General features: G+C 66.7%; 27 protein-coding genes. 7 read left to right on the top strand and 20 right to left on the bottom strand.

The window, feature by feature from the left end; translation table 11 throughout:
- The coding region (locus VM780_RS02965) for a response regulator transcription factor (protein ID WP_325444969.1) at nt 1-349 on the top strand (349 nt) is incomplete at its 5' end.
- A gap of 252 nt (nt 350-601) precedes the next feature.
- Here VM780_RS02965 and VM780_RS02960 read toward each other — a convergent pair.
- From VM780_RS02960 to VM780_RS02935, 6 genes are all read right to left on the bottom strand, one after another.
- Complete coding sequence (locus VM780_RS02960; RefSeq protein WP_325444967.1) at nt 602-2,116, bottom strand: sodium:solute symporter family protein; 1,515 nt, start codon at nt 2,114-2,116, stop codon at nt 602-604.
- On the bottom strand, nt 2,113-2,349 hold the full coding sequence (locus VM780_RS02955; protein WP_325444965.1) for a hypothetical protein: 237 nt from the start codon (nt 2,347-2,349) through the stop codon (nt 2,113-2,115). Before VM780_RS02955 ends, VM780_RS02960 begins: the two co-directional genes overlap by 4 nt.
- A gap of 25 nt (nt 2,350-2,374) precedes the next feature.
- Entirely contained in the window at nt 2,375-2,821 is a 447-nt protein-coding gene (locus VM780_RS02950; RefSeq protein WP_325444963.1) for an SRPBCC domain-containing protein, read from the bottom strand.
- Nucleotides 2,808-3,146 (bottom strand): metalloregulator ArsR/SmtB family transcription factor, encoded by a 339-nt coding sequence (locus VM780_RS02945; protein ID WP_325444961.1) that lies wholly within the window; start codon nt 3,144-3,146, stop codon nt 2,808-2,810. The genes VM780_RS02950 and VM780_RS02945 overlap by 14 nt, the downstream gene beginning before the upstream one ends.
- Complete coding sequence (locus VM780_RS02940) at nt 3,139-3,378, bottom strand: hypothetical protein (protein ID WP_325444975.1); 240 nt, start codon at nt 3,376-3,378, stop codon at nt 3,139-3,141. The genes VM780_RS02945 and VM780_RS02940 overlap by 8 nt, the downstream gene beginning before the upstream one ends.
- 671 nt (nt 3,379-4,049) lie before the next feature.
- A complete protein-coding gene (locus VM780_RS02935) occupies nt 4,050-4,526 on the bottom strand; it encodes a hypothetical protein (RefSeq protein ID WP_325444959.1) in 477 nt (158 codons plus the stop codon).
- A 438-nt stretch (nt 4,527-4,964) separates the two neighbouring features.
- On the opposite strand from VM780_RS02935, the gene VM780_RS02930 reads away from it, so the two are divergent.
- The gene (locus VM780_RS02930; RefSeq protein WP_325444957.1) at nt 4,965-5,588 is read left to right on the top strand and encodes a hypothetical protein; all 624 of its coding nucleotides are present in this window, start codon (nt 4,965-4,967) and stop codon (nt 5,586-5,588) included.
- A gap of 28 nt (nt 5,589-5,616) precedes the next feature.
- On the opposite strand, the gene VM780_RS02925 is transcribed toward VM780_RS02930, so the two are convergent.
- The gene (locus tag VM780_RS02925; protein ID WP_325444955.1) at nt 5,617-5,943 is read right to left on the bottom strand and encodes an HNH endonuclease; all 327 of its coding nucleotides are present in this window, start codon (nt 5,941-5,943) and stop codon (nt 5,617-5,619) included.
- A gap of 75 nt (nt 5,944-6,018) precedes the next feature.
- Here VM780_RS02925 and VM780_RS02920 point away from each other — a divergent pair, with 75 nt between their 5' ends.
- The 3 genes from VM780_RS02920 to VM780_RS02910 all read left to right on the top strand — a co-directional run bounded on the left by VM780_RS02920 (nt 6,019) and on the right by VM780_RS02910 (nt 8,105).
- Nucleotides 6,019-6,372: a hypothetical protein gene (locus tag VM780_RS02920; RefSeq protein WP_325444953.1), complete on the top strand. Its 354-nt coding sequence runs from the start codon at nt 6,019-6,021 to the stop codon at nt 6,370-6,372.
- A gap of 423 nt (nt 6,373-6,795) precedes the next feature.
- A complete protein-coding gene (locus tag VM780_RS02915) occupies nt 6,796-7,338 on the top strand; it encodes a hypothetical protein (RefSeq protein ID WP_325444951.1) in 543 nt (180 codons plus the stop codon).
- A 131-nt stretch (nt 7,339-7,469) separates the two neighbouring features.
- A complete protein-coding gene (locus tag VM780_RS02910) occupies nt 7,470-8,105 on the top strand; it encodes a DUF4145 domain-containing protein (RefSeq protein ID WP_325444949.1) in 636 nt (211 codons plus the stop codon).
- A 611-nt stretch (nt 8,106-8,716) separates the two neighbouring features.
- Here the strand turns inward: VM780_RS02910 and VM780_RS02905 are convergent.
- The 11 genes from VM780_RS02905 to coaD all read right to left on the bottom strand — a co-directional run bounded on the left by VM780_RS02905 (nt 8,717) and on the right by coaD (nt 17,954).
- Nucleotides 8,717-9,031 (bottom strand): hypothetical protein, encoded by a 315-nt coding sequence (locus VM780_RS02905; protein ID WP_325444947.1) that lies wholly within the window; start codon nt 9,029-9,031, stop codon nt 8,717-8,719.
- A gap of 526 nt (nt 9,032-9,557) precedes the next feature.
- Entirely contained in the window at nt 9,558-9,740 is a 183-nt protein-coding gene (locus VM780_RS02900; RefSeq protein ID WP_325444945.1) for a hypothetical protein, read from the bottom strand.
- Between the two features lie 98 nt (nt 9,741-9,838).
- Nucleotides 9,839-10,357, bottom strand: coding sequence for a pyridoxamine 5'-phosphate oxidase family protein (locus VM780_RS02895; RefSeq protein WP_325444944.1), 519 nt, complete (start codon nt 10,355-10,357; stop codon nt 9,839-9,841).
- A gap of 85 nt (nt 10,358-10,442) precedes the next feature.
- Nucleotides 10,443-11,783 carry an HlyD family type I secretion periplasmic adaptor subunit gene (locus tag VM780_RS02890; RefSeq protein ID WP_325444942.1) on the bottom strand — a complete coding sequence of 447 codons (1,341 nt, stop codon included), beginning with the start codon at nt 11,781-11,783 and terminating at the stop codon, nt 10,443-10,445.
- Nucleotides 11,780-13,528, bottom strand: a complete 1,749-nt coding sequence (locus tag VM780_RS02885) for a type I secretion system permease/ATPase (RefSeq protein WP_325444940.1) — start codon at nt 13,526-13,528, stop codon at nt 11,780-11,782. Before VM780_RS02885 ends, VM780_RS02890 begins: the two co-directional genes overlap by 4 nt.
- A 159-nt stretch (nt 13,529-13,687) precedes the next feature.
- A complete protein-coding gene (gene tgt, locus VM780_RS02880; RefSeq protein ID WP_325444938.1) occupies nt 13,688-14,809 on the bottom strand; it encodes a tRNA guanosine(34) transglycosylase Tgt in 1,122 nt (373 codons plus the stop codon).
- The gene (gene queA / locus VM780_RS02875; protein ID WP_325444936.1) at nt 14,806-15,897 is read right to left on the bottom strand and encodes a tRNA preQ1(34) S-adenosylmethionine ribosyltransferase-isomerase QueA; all 1,092 of its coding nucleotides are present in this window, start codon (nt 15,895-15,897) and stop codon (nt 14,806-14,808) included. The genes tgt and queA overlap by 4 nt, the downstream gene beginning before the upstream one ends.
- A gap of 23 nt (nt 15,898-15,920) precedes the next feature.
- Complete coding sequence (locus VM780_RS02870; protein ID WP_325444934.1) at nt 15,921-16,373, bottom strand: DMT family transporter; 453 nt, start codon at nt 16,371-16,373, stop codon at nt 15,921-15,923.
- Nucleotides 16,374-16,390: 17 nt separating this feature from the next.
- Complete coding sequence (locus tag VM780_RS02865; protein ID WP_325444932.1) at nt 16,391-16,855, bottom strand: peptidylprolyl isomerase; 465 nt, start codon at nt 16,853-16,855, stop codon at nt 16,391-16,393.
- A gap of 29 nt (nt 16,856-16,884) precedes the next feature.
- Entirely contained in the window at nt 16,885-17,418 is a 534-nt protein-coding gene (locus tag VM780_RS02860; RefSeq protein ID WP_325444930.1) for a peptidylprolyl isomerase, read from the bottom strand.
- A 38-nt stretch (nt 17,419-17,456) separates the two neighbouring features.
- Nucleotides 17,457-17,954, bottom strand: coding sequence for a pantetheine-phosphate adenylyltransferase (coaD, locus tag VM780_RS02855; RefSeq protein WP_325444928.1), 498 nt, complete (start codon nt 17,952-17,954; stop codon nt 17,457-17,459).
- A gap of 149 nt (nt 17,955-18,103) precedes the next feature.
- Here coaD and VM780_RS02850 point away from each other — a divergent pair, with 149 nt between their 5' ends.
- Nucleotides 18,104-18,274, top strand: coding sequence for a hypothetical protein (locus tag VM780_RS02850; RefSeq protein WP_325444926.1), 171 nt, complete (start codon nt 18,104-18,106; stop codon nt 18,272-18,274).
- A gap of 324 nt (nt 18,275-18,598) precedes the next feature.
- On the opposite strand, the gene gyrA is transcribed toward VM780_RS02850, so the two are convergent.
- A complete protein-coding gene (gene gyrA / locus VM780_RS02845; RefSeq protein WP_325444924.1) occupies nt 18,599-21,316 on the bottom strand; it encodes a DNA gyrase subunit A in 2,718 nt (905 codons plus the stop codon).
- A gap of 233 nt (nt 21,317-21,549) precedes the next feature.
- Between gyrA and VM780_RS02840 the strand changes: the two genes are divergently transcribed.
- Nucleotides 21,550-22,221 (top strand): haloacid dehalogenase type II, encoded by a 672-nt coding sequence (locus tag VM780_RS02840; RefSeq protein ID WP_325444922.1) that lies wholly within the window; start codon nt 21,550-21,552, stop codon nt 22,219-22,221.
- A 42-nt stretch (nt 22,222-22,263) separates the two neighbouring features.
- Here the strand turns inward: VM780_RS02840 and ssb are convergent, their stop codons facing one another.
- On the bottom strand, nt 22,264-22,767 hold the full coding sequence (gene ssb / locus VM780_RS02835; protein WP_325444920.1) for a single-stranded DNA-binding protein: 504 nt from the start codon (nt 22,765-22,767) through the stop codon (nt 22,264-22,266).
- Nucleotides 22,768-22,815 lie beyond the last annotated feature (48 nt).

Here is a 22,815-nt window from a genome sequence, read left to right as displayed (position 1 = left end):
CGCCGTGCGCGAGATCGCCGCGGGCCGCCGGTTCTTTGGCCCGGACGTCGCGACCGCGCTGGCGCATGACCGGTTCGCCGGCGCCGCCTCGCCGCTCGCGGCTCTGACGCCGCGCGAACTCGAAATCCTGCGGCTGCTGGCCGAAGGCGCCTCGACGCCTGCGATCGCGGACGCGCTGTGTCTGTCGCCCAAAACGATCCGGAACCAGCACTACCGCATCCGGGCGAAGCTCGGCGCTCGCACCGACGCCGAGCTCGTCAGACTCGCGATCCGCACCGGCCTGGCGTCGGTCGGGCCAGGCTCAGGCGCAGGAACGGCGGCAGGCGGACCTGGCGACTCCCTTCCCTGACGAATGCGCTTCCAAGAGGTTCGGGAATAATTTGCTCATGACCAGAACCGCACTGCCCATCGCAATGCTGCTGTACAGATCTCAACATTGACGGCAACAAAGCGCCAACTCTGGACGTCGTGCGACCTCCCAAAAGCCGCCGTTCAACTCGCGCCGGCGAACGGACACTGTCAAAGAAGAGGTTGTTCGGCAGCAGTGGCCGCACCAACCTCAACCTTGAGGAAACCGCAGCTTTTCTGCGCCGCTTCAGGTTCAAATCGGCTGGCTTTGCGGTCGAATCCCGGCGGTGGCGTTGATTGCACGGGGGCGTCCGACGGCGGCGAAAAGCCCGTCGATCCGCCGGCTTTCCTCGTCCGAGCGGGGCAGCAGATAGGCCAGCGCGACATAGACGGCGAGGTTCGTCGCAAGCCCGAAGCAGCCCGACGTCAGGCCGTAGCCGAACGGCAGCTGGCCGCCATAGGCGAGCTCCAGGCCCACCGCCGTGACGAAGCCCACGATCATGCCCGCGATCGCGCCCTCGCGGTTGCCTTTCCTCCAGAAGATGCCAAGGAATTGCGGGATCGCGAGCTGGATGATCCCCTGATAGGCGAGCACCGCGAGCGAGAACAGCGCGGGCAACGTAAGGGTCGCGAGCCAGGACGCGAGCAGCGTCAGCAGCAGCATCCCTCCCTTGGCGATCACGATCATCTGCTTCTGGTCGAGCTCGACATAGTTGCCGACCAGGTCATTGGCGAGCTGGGCCCCGTAAGCCTGGATATTGCCGTCTGTGTGCCCCATGGAGGCTGCGAGCAGCACCACCCCGGCGAGGCCGAGCAGAACGACGCCGCCTGCCTGCTCCGAGATGATGAACCAGACGTCGTCGGGCTTGGCGAGCGCCTCCGGCGTGGTGGAGGCGAGCATGCCGAAGATCAGCAGCGCGACGCCGAACAGGAAGGTCAGCGGGACCGCGAGCGCGGCTGATTTCTTCAGACTCTTCACGCCGTCCGCGGTGAACAGTCGGACGAAGATGTAGGGCCAGCACCAGCCTCCCAGAGCTCCCGTGAACATGAGGGCGAACAGATAAAGCGGCCCTTCCTTCGAACCGAGGCCGGGGATCGCGTAGAGTTTGGGATCGATTGTCCAGAGCGTCGCGCCACGGACCTGCACGAGCCAGACCGAGAGGATGACGAGCATCAGCCCGCCGAACACATAGGCGACGATTCCCTGAACGTAGTCGGAGATGACGACGCCGCGCATGCCCATGCGCACGGTCCAGATCTGCCGGATGGCGATGACGACCACGCCCACGATCACGGAGGTCGAGAAGGACAGCGCCCCGAGCGACATCGCCTGGAACAGGTTGCCGAGGGCCTGCATGCCGAGCACGAGCCACGGCAGGCCGGAGATGATGCCGATCACCGCCGCGATGGTGCGGATGTGGCGCGACCCGTAGCGGAGCGCGAACAGGTCGCCCTGGGTCTTCAGGTCGTAGGTCTTGCCCCAGATCCACACCGGCCGGGCCAGCACGAACAGCAGCACGACCGTCAGCAGCGAGTAGGACAGGACATAGAAGGACATCACCCCGGCGGTGACGGACAGCGCGCCAAACGCCGTGAACATCGAGCCGGGGTACCAGGTGTTGAGGAACGACATCGCCTGGTAGCGCGCGCCGAAGGAGCGGCCGCCGACGGCGTAGTCGGTGAAGGACTGGTCGAGGACGCGGTTGCGATGGAGCGTCCAGACCACGAAGGCGAAGAACAGGGCGAGCAGCCCGAAGGTGACGATCACGCCGCGCTCTCCCCATCCGCCTGATCGAGCAGGTAAGCGGTGACCAGGCTCGCGGTGATGAAGACGTTGACCGCGAGGAAGTAGAACAGCGCGGCCGGCACGCCGGCGATCGGCGTCATATCGCCGTCCATCGCCCAGTAGAGCGGCGGCGCAAGCGCCACCACGACGTCGAGCAGGAACCAGAGCTTGATGGCGGCGCGCCATCCCGGCGCGCGCGATCGGTCGTTCGACATGGCCGTTCCCCCGTTTCTTGTTCTGTCAGTGCAGCGCCGGCGCGAGCTTGTCGAAGCAACTCGGCCAGTCCGCCTCATAGGCGGCCCGAACGTCCGCTCGGGTGATGCGGCTGTGCGTCAGCCGCAGTTCCGTCGAATCCTCGTCGAGCGGACGGAGGTCGATCCGCAGCAGCGTCTCCACGCCCGGCATCAGGTCGAGCGGCCCGTCATAAATCCAGCTCTTGAGGATGCGTCGCGCCGGCTCCAGCGCCTTGTAGCGTCCGCTGATCCGGTGGCGCTCGCCGGCCGGCCCAAGGGTGCGCAGTTCGAACCTGCCCCCGACCCGCAGATCGGTTTGAGCGTGCTCTACCGTGCAGGGTCCCGGCGCCAGCCAGCGCTGAAGAACGGCGGGATCTGTCCAGGCGCGATAGAGCGCCTCCGCGGAGGCGCGGAAGACCCGGACCAGGACGACGTCGGGTTCAGTCTCGAACATGCTGTCGCTCGCTGAGGACGGCTTCCAGATCAGTGAGCCGCTCGTTCCAGAAGGCCGTGTAGACGCCGAGCCACGACATGGCGTCCGCGAGCGGGCGAGGATCAAGCTCGCAATGATGCACCCGTCCCTCGATCGTCCGGCGGACCAGCCCGGCTTCCTCCAGCACCTTTACGTGCTTCGAGGCCGCCGCGAGGGACATCGGGAAGGGACGCGCCAGCTCGGTGACGCTCAGACGACCCCCGGCGAGCCGCTGGACCATGGCCCTGCGGGTGGCGTCACCTAAAGCGCGGAAGATCTGATCGAGCTGCCCAAAATGATCAACCATTTGGTTGAATGAAACAGATTTTCTCGGCGCGGGCAAGCGCCCCACGGCCCACGGAAGGCGGAGGAGGTTTCCAGGTTCTGCAACGGCCGGGAAGATCGACCACCCGGAGCGACTTGAAGACGGCGAGCGCAGCCTCGGCCTCGTCGGGAAACAGCGGATCGAACGGGATGAGCGAGCAGCGTTCGACGATCCGGCTGCGCCAGTCCGGGCACGCCATCGTCCAGTCGATCACTCGTTGCTCACCCCAAACAGAGGCGCTGGCGGGTCTGCCTGAACATCTATCGAGCGCCACGCGGATTGGCTGCGTCGCAATATAAGGAAATTGCTAATGCAAAGACTCGATCGTATAATGTATATTGCTCGAATTCTTCTCGAAGCTGCCCGCCTATTCTCACAGTAGCGGTCTGATGGGGGGCAGGATTTTCTGCCGCGTTGGAGCGGCCGAGAGGGTTCAGATCTTATCGGCGGATGGGAACGAAACTCTGCCGTGGCTTGGCCACGGCAGAGGCGCCCCGATTGGGTTCAGCTTGACCCGGCCTCACCACGAGCAGAAATCTTCGCTTCCCGCCGAACGCGCCTGTTGAAGCGCGCCTTCGTCTTCCGGACCACCCCGGCTCGATCGAAGACGCACAACACTCTGCGCGAACCGCGATGGAACGCGTCCCACTCGTCCGCGTCGCGAAGCCTCTCTCGGTGACCCATCATGACCATTGTCCATTATGAGGGCCGGACACCCGGCCTGCCGCCGAGGATATTTCGGGCGCTTTAGGAGTTTCAGCCGAATTCTCCGCCCGCACGAAAAATTTGTGCAAATGCGACCCGATGTGGCGGGGCTCCCCAATGGGCTATGGACTTTCACCCCCCTACCCCCTCGATCCTCGGACGCTACGGGCCACCATCGCCTCAATCGTGGGCAATGAAGCTGATGCGGATCGAGCCTGTAGCGTCCTGCTTGCGCAGCCTGAATGAGCCGGCCTTGTTGGCCGTCCTGTTGATCGAGAACGTGACCCTAAGCTCGTTGGCCGCGGTCCATTCGATCTTCGGCGATCTCTCTATCGCGGGCCCCTTGTCGAGCCAGAAGGAGGCGCAGTCGCTGCCGAAGACCATCGCCGCGTCCGCGCCAGCATCAGAAATCGGAGCATCACCCTTCAAGACCGCCAGACGATCGTAGCAGTAGGGCGCGATCGCGCCGCCGCCGTTATAGTTCAGCCGCACGGCTTTGAACGCGCCATCGGGCGACACGATCGGCTTGTCGACGAAATCGGGATGGGGCGCACCGGCAGCAGGGCTCCGAAGCCAGGCATAAACCGATAAGACGATGACGGTGGTCAGGCCGACCCCGGCCAAAACCCAGACCAGCCACCCGAGAACCTTCTTCATAATGGCGACAACCATCTAAGGGGCCTGCTCAGACGCATTGCTCCTCCCGTCGGTGAATAAAGCCCATCTCCCGCGCAAGCTATGGGAGAGCCACGCAGGCCTGTCGACCTCTGAGGGTCTGCGAGAGCCGCGCGGGATGCAGCCACTGCGCGGCGCTCCCACCTTCCAGTGCTTTAGTCAAACCGCTCGGCCGCACCCCTCGCAGCGCCCGCCGATCGGCCAGTATGCCCTTCAGCAGCGTGCGCCAGGGCGAGGAGTGGTAGAGCGGATCACTGGTCTTCGCGGGGGGTGCATGGTGCGGGTGCCGGTGGGAGTGATCCACGGGCGGATGGTCTTGAGGCGGGCCATGCCGATCCTGCTTGGCTGCGGAACCGGCTGATTGGATCGGCCCCAACGCGGTCAGGTAGCCTTCCCGTTTCACGTTGGAGGTATTGATCGATGAGCCGCTCTGTTCGGGACCGCGCGATCGCCGCCGCCGGTATCCTCTTGGTCATCTCTGGCGTCTTGGTGCTTCTAGTCGCTGCTCCCGTGATGGCGGCGGCGGTCTCAGCAATTTTTGATCAGTGCCCTGACGGAAGCGACTGTGCTGACGCCCGAAGCTCCGCGGCTGTAGCGAGTGCGCTGGCGATCGCGGGCTTAGGCGCAGCTGTCCTCGGTGTCGCCGTTCAGAGGTCGCTTTCGAAGAATGGTCGCAGAGAAGCGACTGGAGAGCCGGTCGCGCAAAGCTCCTTCCTCCTTCGTCGTCCCAGCGTGGCCGAGATGGCGGTTCAGGCTCTCCTAGCGGCCGGACTTCTGCTCATCGCATCCGACGCCATAGGAGCAGCTTCAGTCGACTGCTCGGCGCTGCCTAAGGATCCATTCTGCGATCTCTGGGGAAGCAGAGAAGGACCAGTTGCGGGTCGGTGGATCTATGCGAGCCAAAGCACCTATGTGTGGAGCAGTCTGATGTTGTGTGGGGTCTTCGCCGCTGCGATCCTCTTCCCGCTTGGTGTTCGGAAGCCCGCGGTCGGCATCATCGGTTCGCTCGGCATCGCAGCAACAGGCTTCATGATCCTCACCTGAACCGACCAGGACGCGCCACAGCGCACGCTCAACCGCTCATCCTCTTAGCTCTCTCGGACGCGGTCTTCAGGCTGTGGCCCCTGCCGCGGAGGCAGCGGCCATTCTTCGGGTCGAGCGGCGCGCCGCCGTCTCGGCGCTCCTTGATGTGGTCAGCGAAGAGGCGCGCCGGAGCGGCAACGTTGCAGCGCTGGCCGATGTCGAGCCACTCGCAGCGCCATCCGGCGCGGCGCTTCACCTCAAGCGCCCAGGCCTTGTGCTCCGGCGTCTGAAGCTCCGCGTCAGCCACCTTGGGAGGCGGCTTCACCGTCCGAGTGTCCACGGCGCGGAGCCGCGGCTGGATCGTCTTCAGCACCATGGCTCAGAGTTCCCGCCGAGGAGCGGCTGATCTTCTATGTTGAGTACCGATTGCCACCGGAGGCGAACTCTGCCCATGCGCATCCCCGAGATCCGCGTTCCTAACCTTGGGCAGGACATCTTCAACCTCCTGCTTAAGCGCATGAGGAGCTTCCAGAGCTTGCTTAAGGAAGGCCACGTAATGGGAGTTGTGGTGGCAAGCGACGCCGCCCCCCTTGTCGCGCACTCAATGACGTACCGAGGCAGCAACCTGATCTCTTTCGCAGGAACAGACCCTGAGGGATACGACTGCGAGGTGATGGTGAACTGCTTCCAAGCACGGGTTACGTTGCGGGCCATCCCAACCGACACACCAGAGGCGAAGAAGTACGGCTTTGAGCTTCCGTCGCCCGAGAGTGGCGGAGCCGCAAAACCTGACGAAGAGGCTTAAGCCAGCCTACACGTCCCCGTCGGCCTCTCCTGTCCGACCGAGATCCTCGGTGTAGGGCTCCGCTACCCCCGCCATCTGCAGGTACACCGGGCGAGATCCCCGCCTGGCCGAGGGGAAAGATCCTCCGTCTCTCCCACGATCGCGCAGCCCGTCTGGGCCGGTTGTGCGCGCCTGAGGATGAGGCAGGCTCTAGGCTCAGCCTGAAGATAGAGCGCCACGAGGAGCTCCGGCACTCCCACGGGAGAACCTCGTCTGTGTTGCCCGCATAGGCGGGGATCCGCCGTCAAGCCCCGGCCTGTCGCGGCGCGTCACGGCGGGCGATGACCTGTGTAAACCGGGGATGGAGATCTTTCGACGAGATACATCGCCAACGCAGGCTCAGACTTCATCGAGTTGAAGCTGAGTCGATATTTGGAGGCGACCGTGAAGAAGCGATACGAGGAGTGGGGTAAGCTTTCCGCCACCTACAAGCCGAAGCCCCGGCCGATGATCCGCATGATCGACCTTCCGGCGGTTCGAAAGCTTGAGGACGCAGTTCTGCTCGGGCGCGCGCAAGGCTCCTGGGCGGAAGAGCACGCGGACACCGCGTCAAAGGAGCTGTTCGGCAATACTTTGGCGGACACTCAGTTCCGGTTCCCCGATTGCTACTTTGACGATGACGCCGGCGACGGTCTGATCATCGAGACGAACGGTCGCTACGACAAACACGAGGCCAAGTTCGCCACGACGGGGAAGAGCGACGCCGACATGTGCGCGGTCCTGAAGGAACTCGGCCTCGACTTCACGGGCATGGACGGCCGGCCGCTTCACTGCACCCCACTCCTCGCGCGCCAGGCCGAAGCCGCGGCGCGCCGAATCGCGGGCAAGCTGCCAGACGTCGAGGACCTTTCGGTCAGGCAGTGGGCTGCAAACCTCGAGGAGGCGGCGAGAGCGTTTCAACAAAAGAAGAGAGGGCGGGAAAGGTAGGAAAAAGACCGTAGCCCCGGTTCGGGCGCTTCCGAACAACTATGGATATCCGATTGCTCAGCTTGGCTGGGGCGCGACCTAGTTCAGATTAAAATTAGCACACCGTCGTGTGCCCGGAGAGAGATGGGGAAATGCTAGTAGCGGCAGCGACATTGAACGGGCTGAGGCGGTGTCCTCACTGCTCTATAGCCAGCCCTCGCCTATATAAGGCTTGGTCGAGTCAGCAGCAAACTTCTCGAACGGACGGAGGTGCTGGTCTTTTCTGGGCGGCATATCTTTGCTCTTCGTGCGGCTCACTGGTCTCGACAGCATCGGAGAGAAACCCGATTTCCGTCGGAGGCGCGCTCGTCGCGAAATGCTTCCCGTCGGCGAAAACAGCGCATGAAGATATACCGGACCCGGCGCGCAAGTTTCTGCAACAAGCCTTCGACACGATCCATGCGCCTGATGCCGCGGCCGTCATGGCGGGCTCGGCGGTCGACGCCATGCTCAAAGCACATGGCCTCGTCAAGGGCAGCCTTTATTCCAGGATCGACAAAGCGCTTGAGGACAATCTTCTAACCAAAGGTATGGCCGACTGGGCTCATGAAGTCCGTCTCGGCTCAAACCGACCACGGCATTCCGACGAGGATAAGCCTCATGTCAGCCCCGAAGAGGCAAAGCAGTCAGTAGAGTTTGCGGAGGCCTTGGGTCAGTTCTTGTTCGTCCTTACGGCTAGGATCGAGCGCGGCACGAAGGCCGCAAAGGAGGCGTCTGTCTTTGACTGACCTACCTCCGCCACCTGCAGGTCCTCCGGGCGAGGTAGTAGCCCGGCGGCGGGGTGAGCTCTTCGGGCTCTTCGATGATGGCGCAGCCGGAGATCGGAGCGGGCTGCTGGCGATGCACGATGCGGCAGGAGCCGGGCTCCGCCTGAAGGCAGAGGGCGACGATGAACCCGGCGATCCGAGATGCGACTGCCTGATTAGCGGTCCTCTTGTAACCATCCAGGCATCCGTTAGTCTCGCCGCGCATGAAATCAAATCATCCGATGGCGTGCTTCTCCGTAGCGGCGATTGCCGTTTCGCTCTCTGGCGCACCTACCAAGCCAAGTCAATTGACTGCATCCGAGTACAACTCTTGCATTAAGAGACAGCTACCCTCAAAAAAAGCCGCCTCAGGCAGACAGAGATCAGTGCATAAACGGTGTCGTTAAACCATGCGCTGAAATCGCCGCAAAATTGCCTAGCGAGCTGCTTCGTGAGGGGATCCTAGATCGCAGAACGCGAATTCATCTCTGGCAAAGTCTTTTTAATCAGGGACTAGCACGAGCTGTTCAGGGCTGCGTGTCAATTGAATGACAGCTACCTTTGGCCAGATGTGATCTGCGCTGCGGAATGCATCAGCGACGACTTGATCTGGTGACAGGTTGGCCCTCATGTCGGCCTAGACCGACAAGCGCCGCGCCGGCCTCCATTCGATAGATGACGCCGGGCGGCAGCAGGAACTCGCCACGATCAAGCTCTTGGCACGCGGAGGGGCCATACTGGCAAGCCCCGACCACGCCGACGTAGGCGTACCGGCGGCCCCACTCGTCGCGGACGATGGAGTGAACCGGGTACTCCCCGAGATGGCAGACGATCGGGCCTTCGCGGACGACGTCGCGAAGTATCCTGCAGGTCGCGAAAGGATCGCGCTGGTTACCTGGGTGCGGCATCCCTCACCTTTCGTGAGGGGCCGTCCCCAATCGCGTCTCAGGCGCAGGTCGTCCGGCGCCGCATGACCTTACACTTCGACAAAGGCAAGGTCATCTGAACAAGCCCGCTCGCGGGCGAGACTCTGGATCAAAAGAAGCGGCCGCCCCTCGGCCGCTCGGAATGTCCCGGCATCGTCGGCATCAGCGCCCGCCCGTGATGATCAACTCGCCGGCGATCGTCCCGGCTGCAGGCCCGTCGAGCACCGATCGGGAAGCCGTCGAATCCGCCGCACCTCCGCATAGTCGTTGAGCGAGACCATCCAGCGGCCCTTCAGGTCGCTGAACCGGCGCCGGCGACGCTCATGGGGCGGCGCGGTCCGTAAGCTCTTCGCTCGAAGAAGGCATGGCGCGCGACGCGACCACGAAGCTGCAGGCATGGATCGACCTGCAGGACAGGAGGCTGTGAGCGCGCGAGACTCTTCCCAGAATTCGCGGGAATTCGCCGGTCCTGGGTTCGAGTCCCAGCGCGCTCACCATTCGCCCTGTGTCACAGGGGCGGATTGATGATCGGCTCCGCCGGGGGCTCGCCCGGTTCGTCGATCGACGGATCGATCGCAGGCTCCGGATTCGGGACGATGTCCGGATCCTGGATCGGGGTCTCCTGCGGCATTGGCGGACTGATCGGCTCGCCCGGCATCGGCGGGTTCGGAATGTTCGGTCCCGTCTGCATCTTAGGGCCTCCTTCTAATCTTGTGAGCTTGCGCCGGCCGGCGGACTGGATCCGCTCCACGGCCGACTGGCGTCCGCGGGAGAGATGGGCGAGGTTTCTCAGCCCAGAGCCACCTTGCCGGCTTCGCCGAGGTCGGGGCGCTCGCGCTTCATGCGCGCCCTGGCGATTTCAAACGCCACCACGAGGGGATTCGAGAGGCCTTCCCAGAACTCGGCCGAGTGCGGAATGACCCTCAAGAGACGGATGTTGGGATCGTCCGGACCATCCGGGAACCAGGTCTTGGCCATCTCCGACCAATGCGCCTTGATGGCCGAGCGGTCGTCGCTCACCTCTGCGGTCGCCGAGATCGAGACGTAGTCGTTGGAGCCGGGCTTCGCGAAGGCGAGGCACACCTCCGGGTCGGCGGCGATCTCGTCGTCCTTGTGCGCCCGCCCGTCGGTCAGGAAGACGATCTCTCCGGCGTCGCGGTCGGCGATGGCGTGCATCGGTCGGGCGCGCAGCGCGCTGCCCTGCTTCGACGTCAGCATGCAGACGCGGATTTCGTCCACAAGGCGCCAGACGCGATCGGCGTCGGAATTGGTCGTCATGACGGTGCGCTCCTTGGAAGGGCCGCGCATGGCGGCAGGTCTCCCCTGACAACAGTCAGCGTGGGACCTGGTTCCTCCCGACGCGTCCGTTAGGCGGCCGTGGCAGGCGGCGGCGTCACTGCTCGCGGAAGCTTTTCCGGAACGAATGCACCACGGGCTCGATGAAGTATTCCATCGCGACGCGCTTGCGGGCCTCCACATAGGCCTCGACCGGCGTGCCCGGCTTCATGTCCGCGGGATTGGCGTAGGCGCCGAAGGCCGCGCGATCGACCGCGACCTGGGCCGTGTAATAGCTCTCGCGTGTCTGCGGGTCGGTGATGATGTCGGCCGCCACCTTGATCACGCGACCGGGAATCATCGGCATGTCGCGCATGGGGAAGGTGGTGAACGAGACCCGCGCCGGCTGCCCGGCCTCGATGCTGCGAATCTCCTGCGGCGACACCCGGCCTTCGATCACGAGGTCGCCCTCGGTGGGGACGATCTGCAGGATCTCCTGGCCGGGCCGAACCACGCCGCCGACCGTCTTGACCTGGAGGTTCAGCACATAGCCGGTGTCGGGAGCGAGCACCTGGGTGCGGGTGAGCACGTCGTCGCTCGCCGCAAGCTTGGCGCGCATGCTGGCGATCTCCGCCCGCGCCTTGGCGAGCTCCGCAGACACGTCGTTCAGATAGCTGGTGCTCGCGTTCTGGAGCGTGATCTGCTTCTCGACTGCCTCGATCTCGGAGCGCTTGATCTCCGCCTTGAGGGTCGCGACCTCGGTGTCGAGCTCGGAGCGGCGGCGCTGCAGGTCGAGCATCTGGGGCTTGCGCGCGAGCCCCTTATCGAGAAGTCCCTGGGTATCCGCAATCTGCACGTCGACCAGCGCGCGTTGGTCCTGCGAGCCGCTGATGCGTGCCCGCGCGCCCTCCACCTCGGCGCGCAGCCGGGAAATCTGCGTCTGAAGCAGATCCTCCTTCTCCTCCAGGCCTTTGACGGAGGTTTCGAACAGCCGCTGCTGGCCGCTCATGAACGCCTTGAAGGCCGGATCATCGCCCGCTGCGGCGAGCGCGGCGGAGAAATCAATCTCGGCCGCGCCTGCCAGCTGGGCGGAGAGGCGCGCCGCCTCCGCTTCCCTCCGCGCAAGCGCGCCGCGCACCTGACCGACCGCCGCCTGCGCCTGGGCGCGCTGCAGCGTCACCAGAGGCTGGCCGCGCCGGACGAGGTCGCCCTCCTTTACCAGGATCTCGCTGATGATGCCGCCCTCGAGGTGCGACACGGATTTGCGGCTGGCTTCCGGACCGACGACGCCGCGGACCACCGCGCCGGCGGCGAGCGGCGCCGTCCCGGCCCAGACCGCAAAGCCGCCCATAAAGCCGAAGATCACCACCCCGCCCGCGATAGCGACGCCACGCAGCCGAACTGCGAGCCGCGGGGACCGCGCAGGCGACGGAAGGGCGGCGCTCGCCGGCGCGCTCATCGGGCGGCTCCGGGGATCGCGCGCACGTCGGACGAGGGAACGGGCGCCACCAGCTCGCGGAGAATTTCGGTCGGCGGCCCGGCTTTGACGAGCTGGCCGTTCTGCATGACCGCGACCCGATCGGCCAGATGGGCGAGAGCCGGCTTGTGGGTCACCAGAACCACCGTGACGCCGCGCTGCTTCAGCGTCGCGATGCAGGACACGAGCGCCCGCTCGCCTTCGCCGTCGAGGCTGGCGTTCGGCTCGTCGAGCACGACGAGACGCGTCTCGCCATAGACCGCCCGGGCGAGCGCGACGCGCTGGCGCTGGCCGCCGGACAGCATGGCGCCGCCATTCGCCAGATAGGTGTCGTAGCCCTGCGGCAGCGACAGGATGAGCTCATGGCAGCCCGCGAGCTTCGCCGCGGCCACCACCGCCTCATCGTCCGGCTCGTCGAACCGGGCGATGACGTCTCGCACCCGCCCCGAAAACAGTTCGGTGCCCTGCGCCAGATATCCGACATAGCGGCGGCGCTGGTCGTCACGCCACAGCAGGATGTCGCCGCCGTCGAGCCTCACGACGCCGCGGGTGGGGGCGCGGCTGCCGACGATCGCCCGGCACAGCGTGCTCTTGCCCGAGCCGGACGGGCCGATGAAGGCGACGCTCTCCCCCGGCTTGATGGCGAGCGAGACGCCGGCGAGGATGGCCTTGCCGCCGCCCGCGACCATCGTCACGCCCTCGATCGTGAGCCGGCCTTCGGGCGCCGGCAGCGCGATCGGGTCGTCGATGGCGGCGTCAGAGGCGTTGAGCAGCGCCGAGATGCGACGCCACGCCATGCGGCAGTGCTGCAGGCCGCGCCACGCCGCGATGGACTGGTCGAGCGGAGCCAGCGCGCGCGACAGCAGGATCGAACTCGCGATCATGCCGCCCGGCGTGATGTGGCCTTCGAGAGAAAGGAACGCGCCGAGCGCCAGCGTGGCGATCTGGGCCACGACCCGCAGGAATTTGCCCGCCCCGATCATGACGGTCCCGCGGTCCGCGGCGGAGCCGAGCATCGCCGTGGAGGCGGCGTTCACCTCGCTCGCGCGGGCGGCGAGCGGCCGGCCGAGCCCCATCGCGGAAACAGTGTCGACGTTTCGGGCCGCCTCGGCGAGCACGCGCTGCGCCTCCTGCTGCCCTTTTGCCACCCGCTCCGCGGCCGGCTTCGTGGCGCGGTCGTTCAGCACCGCGAGCGCCACGATCAACACCGAAAAGACCAGCCCGAGCAGCCCGAGATAGGGATGAATGAGCGTGCAGCCGAGGAGAAAGATCGGCATCCACGGGATATCGCAGAGCGATGGCAGCGTCGGCCCTGAAAGGAAGGTGCGCACCGTTCTGAGGTCGTTGAACGGCGTGCCTTCCTGCGCCCCCGAGGGCTTGGCGAGCCCGCGCTCCGCCGTCAAAGCGGCGGCGAAGACGGGCTCGAACAGCGTGTCCTCGATCCATTCGCCGATCCGGGCCAGCGCGCGCAGGCGAAGCGCTTCGAGCGCGGCGTAGACCGCAATGGCGCCGGCCGCGATCAGCGTGACGTAGATCAGGGTCTCGACCACCCCGCTTCTCAGCACGCGGTCGTAGACCTGCATCATGTAGAGAGACGGGACGAGCAGAAGCATATTAATCGCGATGCTGAACACCGCGAGAAGCCCAACCGCGGAACGCAGTTCGCCAAGCACCCGCTTCAGAGCCTCAGCCCCGGCGCCTGTCGCTTCCTTCTTCGTCTCCGCCATCGACGTCTCGTTCCCTCCTCCGCCAGGAGGCCAGCCGCGGAAGTATGCCGAGGCGATCCCCCGCCGCAATCGGTTCAACTGCGTATGTGAAACTTAGGCGGCGGCCCGGAAGGGAAAGTCGGGTCGCGCATGAGGGTAAAGACTGTCTCAAGACGACAGTCAGCTTCTGTCGCCTTTCGCCCAGCCGGCGCGCGCGGCCTCGGCGTAGTCGGCAAAGCCGCCGGCTGCGATCGCCCGGCGGGCGCCGGCCATCAGCTGCTGGTAATAGGCGACGTTCGCCCAGCTCAGCAGCATCATCCCGAGGATCTCGCCGGAACGGACGAGATGGTGCAGGTAGGCTCGCGAATAGTCCCGCAGCGCCGGGCAGTCGCTTTCCTCGTCGAGAGGCCGCGGATCGTCCGCGTGCCGGGCGTTCTTCAGATTGATCTTGCCGAAGCGCGTGAAGGCCTGGCCGTGGCGGCCCGCCCGCGTCGGCATCACGCAGTCGAACATGTCGATCCCGCGCGCGACGCATTTGAGGAGGTCGTCCGGCGAACCGACCCCCATCAGATAGCGGGGCCGTCCGGCCGGCAGCTCCGGAACCACATCCTCGAGAACCGAAAGCATGGTGGCCTGAGGCTCGCCGACCGCGAGCCCGCCGACCGCGTAGCCGTCGAAGCCGATCTCCACGAGCCGCCGGGCGGAAAACCTCCGCAGCCCGGCGTCGTCGCCGCCCTGCACGATTCCGAACAGCGCGCGCCCTTCAGGGGCTCCGAACGCCGCCTTGGAGCGCTCGGCCCAGTCAAGCGAGAGCAGCATCGCGCGCTCGATCTCGGCGCGCGGCGCCGGCAGCCGGACGCATTCGTCGAACTGCATCGCGATGTCGGAGTCGAGCAGGCGCTGGATCTCGATCGAGCGCTCAGGGGTCAGCCGGTGGGTCGAGCCGTCGAGATGCGAGCGGAAGGTGACGCCGTCTTTGTCGAGCTTGCGGAGCGCGGCGAGCGACATGACCTGGAAGCCGCCGGAGTCAGTCAGGATCGGGTGCGGCCAGCGCATGAAGGCGTGCAGCCCGCCGAGCGCCGCGACGCGCTCCGCCCCTGGCCGCAGCATGAGGTGGTAGACATTGCCGAGCACGACGTCGGCGCCGGTCGCGCGCACCTGATCGACGTATAGCGCCTTCACGGTCGCAGCGGTGCCGACCGGCATGAAGGCCGGCGTTCGGATCGTCCCGCGCGGGAAGACCAGCTCGCCGGTCCGAGCGGCGCCTTCGGTCGCTTCGACGCGGAACGGAATACGGCTCACGCCCTGCGCTCCGGCAGGAACAGGCAGGCGTCGCCATAGGAATAGAAACGGTATCGCTCCGCGATCGCGTGCGCATAGGCGCGCCGCACCGGGTCGAGCCCGGCGAAGGCGGAGATCAGCATCATCAGGGTTGAGCGCGGCAGGTGAAAGTTGGTCAGCAGGGCATCCACCGCGCGGAAGCGGAAGCCGGGCGTGATGAAGATGTCGGTCTCCCCCGAGAAGGCGGCGAGCCGACCATCCTCGCCGACCGCGCTCTCGAGCAGCCGCGCCGCCGTCGTGCCGACGGCGACGATTCTGCCGCCGGCGCTGCGAACCGCGTTCAGCGCCTCGGCGGTCGCTTCGTCCAGGAAGCCGGTCTCGGCGTGCATCCGATGATCGTCCGTATCCTCGACTTTCACCGGCAGGAAGGTGCCGGCGCCGACATGCAGCACCGTCTCGTGACGCGCGACGCCGCGGCGCTCGATCGCCTCCAGCAGCTCTGGGGTGAAGTGCAGGCCGGCCGTCGGGGCCGCGACCGCGCCGGGCTCGCGCGCGAAAACCGTCTGATAGTCGGCCGCGTCGCGATCGTCGGTCGCGCGGCGGCCGGCGATGTAGGGCGGCAGCGGCAGCTCGCCGGCGGCCGCTATGGCGAGGTCGAGGTCGGGCCCTGCAAGGTCGAAGGCGAGGGTCACCTCGCCGGCCTCTCCGCGGGCCTCGACGGTCGCCTCCATGCGGCCCAGCAGGCAAGCCTCGCCGGCCCGTTCGTCGCCGATCGCGATCCGGTCGCCGACGCCGAGCTTTTTCGCGGGCCGCGCGAAGGCCAGCCAGCGCGCGGCGTCCAGCCGGCGGTGCAGCAGCAGCTCCACGCGCGCAACGGACTCGCCGCGCCGTCGCAGCGCGCGCAGCCGCGCCGGGATCACGCGCGTCGCGTTCACCACCAGCGCGTCGCCCGGATCGAGCAGGTCGGCCAGATCCGAGACGCGACGATCATCGAGCTCGGGCGAGCCTCCGGGCCGCACGACCAGAAGCCGTGCGGCGTCGCGCGGCGCGACCGGCCGGAGCGCGATCAGCTCCTCGGGGAGCTCGAAATCGAACAGCGAGACGTCCACGGCTCTCTCGTCCCGGCGGACGCCTAGAAGAACTGGATCAGCAGCGCGCCCGCCGCCAGCAGGACGACGCCTGCGGCGCGCGCCGCATTGAGGGAGTGCTGCTCGGCGCCGAGCAAGCCGAAATGGTCGAGCGCGACAGCGGTGATCAGCTGAGCGGCGATCGCAAAGGCCATCGCCGGGCCGACGCCGAGGCGCGGCACGACGAAGGCGGTCGAGGCCACGATAAAGGCGCCGAGCAGACCGCCGGCAATCCACCAGCCCGGTCCGAGCACGCGTGCGGAGGCGAGCGCCGGGCCAAATCCCCCGGCGGCGAGGCTGACGCCCGCCAGCGCGACGGCGCCGACCCAGAACGACACCGTCGCGGCGAACACGCTCGATCCAAGGGAGCGCGCCAGGCCCGCATTGACCACGCCCTGCAGCGCCATCGCGCAACCGAGCGCGACGGCGAGCAGGGCGAAGAACAGCGGGCCCACCATCGCCTCGTGGCCTCGCGTCAGGCGGCGTCGGCCGCGACCTTCATGGACACGATGCGATCGGGATCGCGCACGGGCTCGCCGCGCTTGATCTTGTCGATGTTCTCCATGCCCTCGACGACCTTGCCCCACACCGAATACTGGCCGTCGAGCCAGGGGGCTTCCCCGAAGCAGATGAAGAACTGGCTGTCGGCGGAATCCGGGTCCATCGCGCGCGCGGCGGAGACGGTGCCGCGGACATGCTTCTCCTTCGAGAACTCAGCCTTCAGCTTCTTGCCCGAACCGCCGCGGCCGGTGCCCTCGGGATCACCGGTCTGGGCCATAAAGCCGTCGATGACGCGGTGGAACACGACGCCGTCATAGAAGCCCTCGCGCGCGAGCTCCTTGATGCGGGCGACGTGCACAGGCGCCAGGTCGGGCCTCAGCTCAATCTTCACCGGACCCTGCGAGGTCTCGATCAGAAGGGTGTTTTCGAGATCGCTCATGATCGTCTCCTTAGCGGTATGGTCCAGGCTCACGCCGGACCGTCGGCGAGCCTGATCGACTTCACCTTGTCGGGATTCTGGACCGTCCCGCTGCCTGCGGCGCCCTTCTTCAGCTTGTCCACGACGTCCATGCCGCTCGTGACCTCGCCGATGATCGTGTACTGGCCGTCGAGCCAGGTGGCCGGCGCCAGACAGATAAAGAACTGGCTGTTGGCGGTGTCCGGCTCGGAGGTTCGCGCCATTCCGACCGTGCCGCGCTTGAAGCTCTCCTTGGAGAACTCCGCCTTCAGATCGGGATATTTGGAGCCGCCCTCGCCAGTGCCGGTCGGATCGCCGGTCTGCGCCATGAACCCGGCGATGACACGGTGGAACGGCACGCCGTCGTAAAACTTCTCGCGGACAAGCTGCTCGATGCGCGCGACGTGGTTCGGCGCGAGATCGGGCCGCAGGCGGATCGTGACCGTTCCCTTGGTGGTCTCCAGCACGATCGAGGGCGCGGGTCCGGCGGCGACGGCGGTGGTCGCAAAGCCCAGGGCGACCAGGAAGGCGAGCAGGATTCGCATCGTAAAACCTCTCTGGAGGAACGCTGTGGCGGCTCGGCTCACCGCGGGAACCGCGCGGCCAGCCGCTCTGCGACGATCGCCGGCACGAAAGCCGTCACGTCGCCGCCCATGGCGGCGATCTGCCGGACCAGGGTGGCGCTGATCGCCCGCACAGCAGGCGCCGCGGGCAGGAACACCGTCTGGAGGCCCGGCGCAAGCTCTCCGTTCATGCCGGCCATCTGCATCTCGTAGTAGAAGTCCGCGCCATCGCGCAGCCCGCGCACGAGAAGAGACGCGCCGCTGCGCGCCGCCGCCTCCACCACCAGCCCTTCGAAGGTGATCACCTCGAGCGCCACGCCGGCCGCCTCCGCGAGGGGGGCGCCACAGCTACGGAGGAGCTCCGCACGCTCCTGGGCGGAGAACGAAGGCGTCTTGCCCGCATGGGCGCCGACCCCGACCACAAGCCGGTCGGCGAGCCGGCACGCCCGCGCCAGCACGTCGAGATGGCCGTTGGTGACCGGGTCGAAAGAGCCCGGATAGAAGGCAGTGCGGGGCATGCTGGCGTCCGGGCGATTGGTCGCCGTGCTTACCCCGCGGCCGGCGCCGGCTGCAAGCGCGCTTCGGGTGAACGATTGATGAACGGCGGGGCCAGCCTCCGTTCAGTGCCGGCGGCTAGCCTGAGGTCATGATTTCAAGGGAGTCGGCGATGACGGCTGAGCCGGGCGCACGCGTCACAGGATGGAAGGCGGCAGTGACCGCCTTCGCGCTCCTGTGCGCCGCCGCGGCGCTGGCGGTTCTCGCCACGGCGAGCGTGGGCGGCGAGGCCTGTCGCCCTCCGTCCGGCACCTCCCTCGACCTGGGCCCCCTCGAGCGCTGACCCCCGCCGCGAAACGGCGACGGACCGGATACCCGCCCCTCTCCGTTCCGGACACGCACGAGGACGCCCGGCCGCATGGGGAGCGGCCGGGCGACTTCTTGATCGATGATCCCCGGCTCCCAAAAGAAAGCGGCGTCGCCCTCTCGAGCGACGCCGCTTCTATCTTGGAGGCCCAGCCTGGAGTTGAACCAGGATAAGAGGACGTTCCCGCCCCCCGGGTAGCCATTCCCCCACCGGGCCGACGCATAAGTCTTTCCACGGCGGTCGGGCGTCGACAAGAAGTCGCGCGAATTAGCGTTAATTGCGCGCCCAGCGCCTCCGCGGCTACTCGGCCTCTTGTTCCTCGCCGATGTGCTCGACCGAGACCACCCGCTCGCCATCACCGGTGGCGAAGACGATCACGCCCTGGGTGCTGCGCCCGGCCAGCCTAATGCCGTCCACAGGCACGCGGATCGTCTGGCCGCCATTGGTCACCAGCATGATCTGATCGGCGTGCTCGACCGGGAACGACGCCACCAGCGGCCCGTTCCGCTCGTTCGTGACCATCGCCACGATGCCTTTCCCGCCGCGCCCGGTGACGCGGTACTCGAAGGAGGACGAGCGCTTACCATAGCCGTTCTCGGAGATCGTCAGGATCAGCTGCTCGGCCTCGCTCATCGCGGTGTAGCGGTCCTGGCCGAGCTCGATCTCGGAGCCGGCTTCGATGTCGCTGTCCGCGTCGGCCGCGCCCTCCTCCGCGACGCTCTCGCCCTGGCCGCGGCGCACTGCGTTGGCGAGCTTGAGGTAGGCCACGCGCTCGGCGGGCGTCGCCTCGAAGTGACGCAGGATCGAGAGCCCGATGACCCGGTCGCCATCCGCCAGCGTCACGCCGCGCACGCCGACACTGTCGCGCCCCTTGAAGACGCGGACGTCGGTGACGCGGAAGCGGATGCACTGGCCGAGATGCGTCGTCAGCAGGACGTCGTCATCCTCAGAGCAGATCTGCACGTCGACGATCGCCTCGCCCTCGTCGAGCTTCATCGCGATCTTGCCAGCGCGATTGACGTTGACGAAGTCGGACAGCTTGTTGCGTCGGACGGTGCCGCCCGAGGTCGCGAACATCACGTCGTATCGCGCCCACTCGGACTCGTTCTCGACGAGAGGCATGATGGTGGTGATGCGCTCGCCCTGCTCGAGCGGCAGCATGTTGACCAGCGCCTTGCCGCGCGCCTGCGGGGCCGAGAGCGGCAGGCGCCAGACCTTCTCCTTGTAGACCTGCCCGCGCGACGAGAAGAACAACACCGGCGTGTGCGTGTTGGCCACGAACAGGCGGCTCACGAAATCCTCGTCGCGCGTCGCCATGCCGGAGCGGCCTTTGCCGCCGCGGTTCTGGGAGCGGTAGGTCGCCAGCGGCACGCGCTTGATGTAGCCGCCATGCGTGAAGGTGACGACCATGTCCTCGCGCTGGATCAGGTCCTCGTCCTCGAAGTCGGCTTCAGATTCGAGGATCTCGGTGCGCCGCGGCGTCCCGAACTGGGCCTTGGCCGAGAGAAGCTCCTCTCGCACGATCCCCTGCACGCGCTCGCGCGAGCGCAGGATGTCGAGGTAGTCGGCGATCTCGGCCGCCAGCTTGTCGAGCTCGCCGCCGATCTCGTCGCGGCCGAGCGCGGTCAGGCGCTGCAGCCTGAGGTCGAGGATCGCCCGCGCCTGTTCGAAGGAGAGGCGGTAGGTCCCGTCCTCCGAGAGCATGTGGCGGGGGTCGTCGATCAGCGCGATCAGCGGCGCGACGTCCGCCGCTGGCCAGTCGCGGTCCATCAGTCGCTCCCGCGCCGTGGCGGGATCGGGCGCGGTGCGGATCAGGTGGATGACTTCGTCGATGTTGGCGACGGCGATCGCCAGGCCGACCAACACATGGGCGCGGTCACGCGCCTTGTTGAGCCGGAACTTGGTGCGCCGGCTGATGACGTCCTCGCGGAACGCGATGAACGCCGTCAGGGCGTCCTTGAGGTTCATCAGCTCCGGCCGGCCGCCGTTCAGAGCCACCATGTTGGCGCCGAAGGTCGTCTGCAGCGACGAGAACCGGTAAAGCTGGTTGAGCACCACGTCGGCGACGGCTTCGCGCTTGAGCTCGATTACGATCCGCATGCCCTGGCGGTCGCTCTCGTCGCGCAAATCGGAGATGCCTTCGACACGCTTGTCGCGCACGAGGTCCGCGATGTGCTCGATCAGCCGGGCCTTGTTCACCTGGTAAGGCAGCTCGGTGACGATCAGCGCCTCGCGGTCCTTCCGAATTTCCTCGACGTCGACCTTGGCGCGCATGATGATCGAGCCGCGGCCGGTGGAGTAAGCCGAGCGGATCCCGCCGCGGCCCAGAATGCGGCCGGCGGTCGGAAAATCGGGTCCCGGGACAATCTCGAGCAGCGCCTCGAGCTCCATCTCAGGCTCGGCGATCAGCGCCACGCAGGCATCGACGACTTCGCCGAGATTGTGGGGCGGGATGTTGGTCGCCATGCCGACCGCTATGCCGCCCGCGCCGTTGACCAGCAGGTTCGGGAACTGCGCCGGCAGGACCGTCGGCTCCCGCTCGGAGCCGTCGTAATTGTCCTGGAAGTCGACCGTGTCCTCGTCGATGTCCGCCAGCAGCGCCATGGCGGGCTTGGCGAGCCGGATTTCGGTGTACCGCATCGCCGCCGGCGGATCGCCGTCGACCGAACCGAAATTGCCCTGCCCGTCCGCCAGCATCAGCCGCATCGAGAAGGGCTGCGCCATGCGCACCAGCGCGTCGTAGATCGACTGGTCGCCGTGCGGGTGATACTTACCGATCACGTCGCCGACGACGCGGGCCGACTTTCTGTAAGGCCGATCAGGGAAATAGCCGTTCTCGTTCATCGAGAACAGGATGCGGCGATGCACCGGCTTCAGGCCGTCGCGCACGTCGGGCAGCGCCCGGGCCACGATGACGGACATCGCATAGTCGAGATAGGAGCGGCGCATCTCGTCCGCGATCGAGACGAGGCGGACATCGGACGGCTCGCCCGACGTCGGGTCTTTGGGATCAGCCAAGATCAGGGGGCTTTCGTTATCGCTTTGCGCGCGCGACCCTAGACGATTCCACCCTGAAAGGCCAATTTCCGACGATCGCCCGCCGCGAGAAAAAGCGTAGTTATATCAATATTATGCTTCAGCACCTCACGGCGCGCGGATCAGCCGCGCGAGGTCATGCTGACGACGCGCTCCATAGTGCGTAGCGTCTGGCGCCCTACCTGGGTCGCGACAGAGCTTTATTGGGGTCACGAATGCAGGCGCGGCCAAAGCTGATCGTGTTCGACATCATCGAGACGGTGATGTCGCTCGAAACCCTGCGCCCGCGCTTTGAGGCCGTTGGGCTGCCGCCGGAGACGCTGGAACTCTGGTTTGCGTCCGGCCTGCGCGACGCCTTCGCGATCGCCGCCGCCGGCGGCTTCCGGCCCTTCGCCGAAGTCCTTCGCGGCGTTCTGGGGCAGATCGCGCCAGGCGCGACGGAGGAGCAGTCGGCGACGATCGTCGGCGGCATGGCGGAGCTCCGCCCGCACGAGGAGGCGCAGCCGGCGCTCAAAATGCTCGCCAGCGCAGGCTTCCGGCTCGTCGCGCTCAGCAATGGCGCGGCGGCCACGACCCGCAAACTGCTGCGCGACGGCGGGCTCGAGGGCTTCTTCGAACGTGTCGGCTCAGTCGACGACGCCCAGGCCTCCAAGCCGCGACCCGAGGTCTACCGGACGCTCCTCCAGGCTTGCGATGTTGCGCCTGAGGACGCCTGTATGGTCGCGGCGCACGCGTGGGACGTGAACGGCGCAAAGGCCGCCGGCCTGACCGGCGTCTTCATCGCGCGCGGTCAGCGCTACCCTGCCGCCACCATGGCTGCGCCGGATATCGCGGCCGAAACCCTCGTCGAAGCCGCGGAGGCGCTGAGCCTCCTGCCGCACCGTTAGCGCCGGCAGGAGGCCGCGCCCAGGGGCCGGCGAAGCAGTCGCTCAGAACGGAATGTCGTCGTCCATCGCGTCGTTGTAGCCCCCGCGCCCGCCGCCGCCCGCCGCCGGAGCCGGCGCCCTGCGCTCGGTCGGGCTCGACCGGCCGAAGCTCTCCCCGCCGCCCTCATAGGCGTCGCCGCCGCTCTCCCCGCCGCCGCGGCCGTCGAGCATCGCCAGTTCGCCCCGATAGCGCTGCAGCACGATCTCGGTCGAATACTTCTCGGCGCCTTGGGCGTCGGTGTATTTGCGGGTCTGGAGCTGGCCTTCGATATAGACCTTGGAGCCCTTGCGCAGGTACTGCTCGGCGACCTTCGCCAGCTGCTCATTGAAGATCACGACCTGATGCCACTCGGTGCGCTCGCGGCGCTCTCCGCTCTGCTTGTCGCGCCAGCTCTCGGAGGTGGCGATCCTCAGGTTGACCACCGGCTCGCCGGAATTCAGGCGACGCACCTCGGGGTCACGGCCGAGATTGCCGACCAGTATGACCTTGTTAACGCTGCCCGCCATGGCGATCTCCTGAAGCTAAGAGGACACATTACGCCGTTCGGAGGTGGC

It is taken from the genome of Hansschlegelia sp., from assembly GCF_035538955.1.
Lineage (GTDB): Bacteria > Pseudomonadota > Alphaproteobacteria > Rhizobiales > Methylopilaceae > Methylopila.
This window is presented reverse-complemented; position numbering and strand designations above follow the sequence as displayed.

What these genes read in the sequence shown, in the direction of transcription:
- VM780_RS02955 (WP_325444965.1), bottom strand. Translation starts at nt 2,349, where the DNA reads ATGTCGAACGACCGATCGCGCGCGCCGGGATGGCGCGCCGCCATCAAG.
- VM780_RS02950 (WP_325444963.1), bottom strand. Translation starts at nt 2,821, where the DNA reads ATGTTCGAGACTGAACCCGACGTCGTCCTGGTCCGGGTCTTCCGCGCC.
- VM780_RS02945 (WP_325444961.1), bottom strand. Translation starts at nt 3,146, where the DNA reads ATGGTTGATCATTTTGGGCAGCTCGATCAGATCTTCCGCGCTTTAGGT.
- VM780_RS02935 (WP_325444959.1), bottom strand. Translation starts at nt 4,526, where the DNA reads ATGAAGAAGGTTCTCGGGTGGCTGGTCTGGGTTTTGGCCGGGGTCGGC.
- VM780_RS02930 (WP_325444957.1), top strand. Translation starts at nt 4,965, where the DNA reads ATGAGCCGCTCTGTTCGGGACCGCGCGATCGCCGCCGCCGGTATCCTC.
- VM780_RS02925 (WP_325444955.1), bottom strand. Translation starts at nt 5,943, where the DNA reads ATGGTGCTGAAGACGATCCAGCCGCGGCTCCGCGCCGTGGACACTCGG.
- VM780_RS02920 (WP_325444953.1), top strand. Translation starts at nt 6,019, where the DNA reads ATGCGCATCCCCGAGATCCGCGTTCCTAACCTTGGGCAGGACATCTTC.
- VM780_RS02910 (WP_325444949.1), top strand. Translation starts at nt 7,470, where the DNA reads ATGCTAGTAGCGGCAGCGACATTGAACGGGCTGAGGCGGTGTCCTCAC.
- VM780_RS02905 (WP_325444947.1), bottom strand. Translation starts at nt 9,031, where the DNA reads ATGCCGCACCCAGGTAACCAGCGCGATCCTTTCGCGACCTGCAGGATA.
- VM780_RS02900 (WP_325444945.1), bottom strand. Translation starts at nt 9,740, where the DNA reads ATGCAGACGGGACCGAACATTCCGAACCCGCCGATGCCGGGCGAGCCG.
- VM780_RS02895 (WP_325444944.1), bottom strand. Translation starts at nt 10,357, where the DNA reads ATGCGCGGCCCTTCCAAGGAGCGCACCGTCATGACGACCAATTCCGAC.
- VM780_RS02890 (WP_325444942.1), bottom strand. Translation starts at nt 11,783, where the DNA reads ATGAGCGCGCCGGCGAGCGCCGCCCTTCCGTCGCCTGCGCGGTCCCCG.
- VM780_RS02885 (WP_325444940.1), bottom strand. Translation starts at nt 13,528, where the DNA reads ATGGCGGAGACGAAGAAGGAAGCGACAGGCGCCGGGGCTGAGGCTCTG.
- VM780_RS02870 (WP_325444934.1), bottom strand. Translation starts at nt 16,373, where the DNA reads ATGGTGGGCCCGCTGTTCTTCGCCCTGCTCGCCGTCGCGCTCGGTTGC.
- VM780_RS02865 (WP_325444932.1), bottom strand. Translation starts at nt 16,855, where the DNA reads ATGAGCGATCTCGAAAACACCCTTCTGATCGAGACCTCGCAGGGTCCG.
- VM780_RS02860 (WP_325444930.1), bottom strand. Translation starts at nt 17,418, where the DNA reads ATGCGAATCCTGCTCGCCTTCCTGGTCGCCCTGGGCTTTGCGACCACC.
- coaD (WP_325444928.1), bottom strand. Translation starts at nt 17,954, where the DNA reads ATGCCCCGCACTGCCTTCTATCCGGGCTCTTTCGACCCGGTCACCAAC.
- VM780_RS02850 (WP_325444926.1), top strand. Translation starts at nt 18,104, where the DNA reads ATGACGGCTGAGCCGGGCGCACGCGTCACAGGATGGAAGGCGGCAGTG.
- VM780_RS02840 (WP_325444922.1), top strand. Translation starts at nt 21,550, where the DNA reads ATGCAGGCGCGGCCAAAGCTGATCGTGTTCGACATCATCGAGACGGTG.
- ssb (WP_325444920.1), bottom strand. Translation starts at nt 22,767, where the DNA reads ATGGCGGGCAGCGTTAACAAGGTCATACTGGTCGGCAATCTCGGCCGT.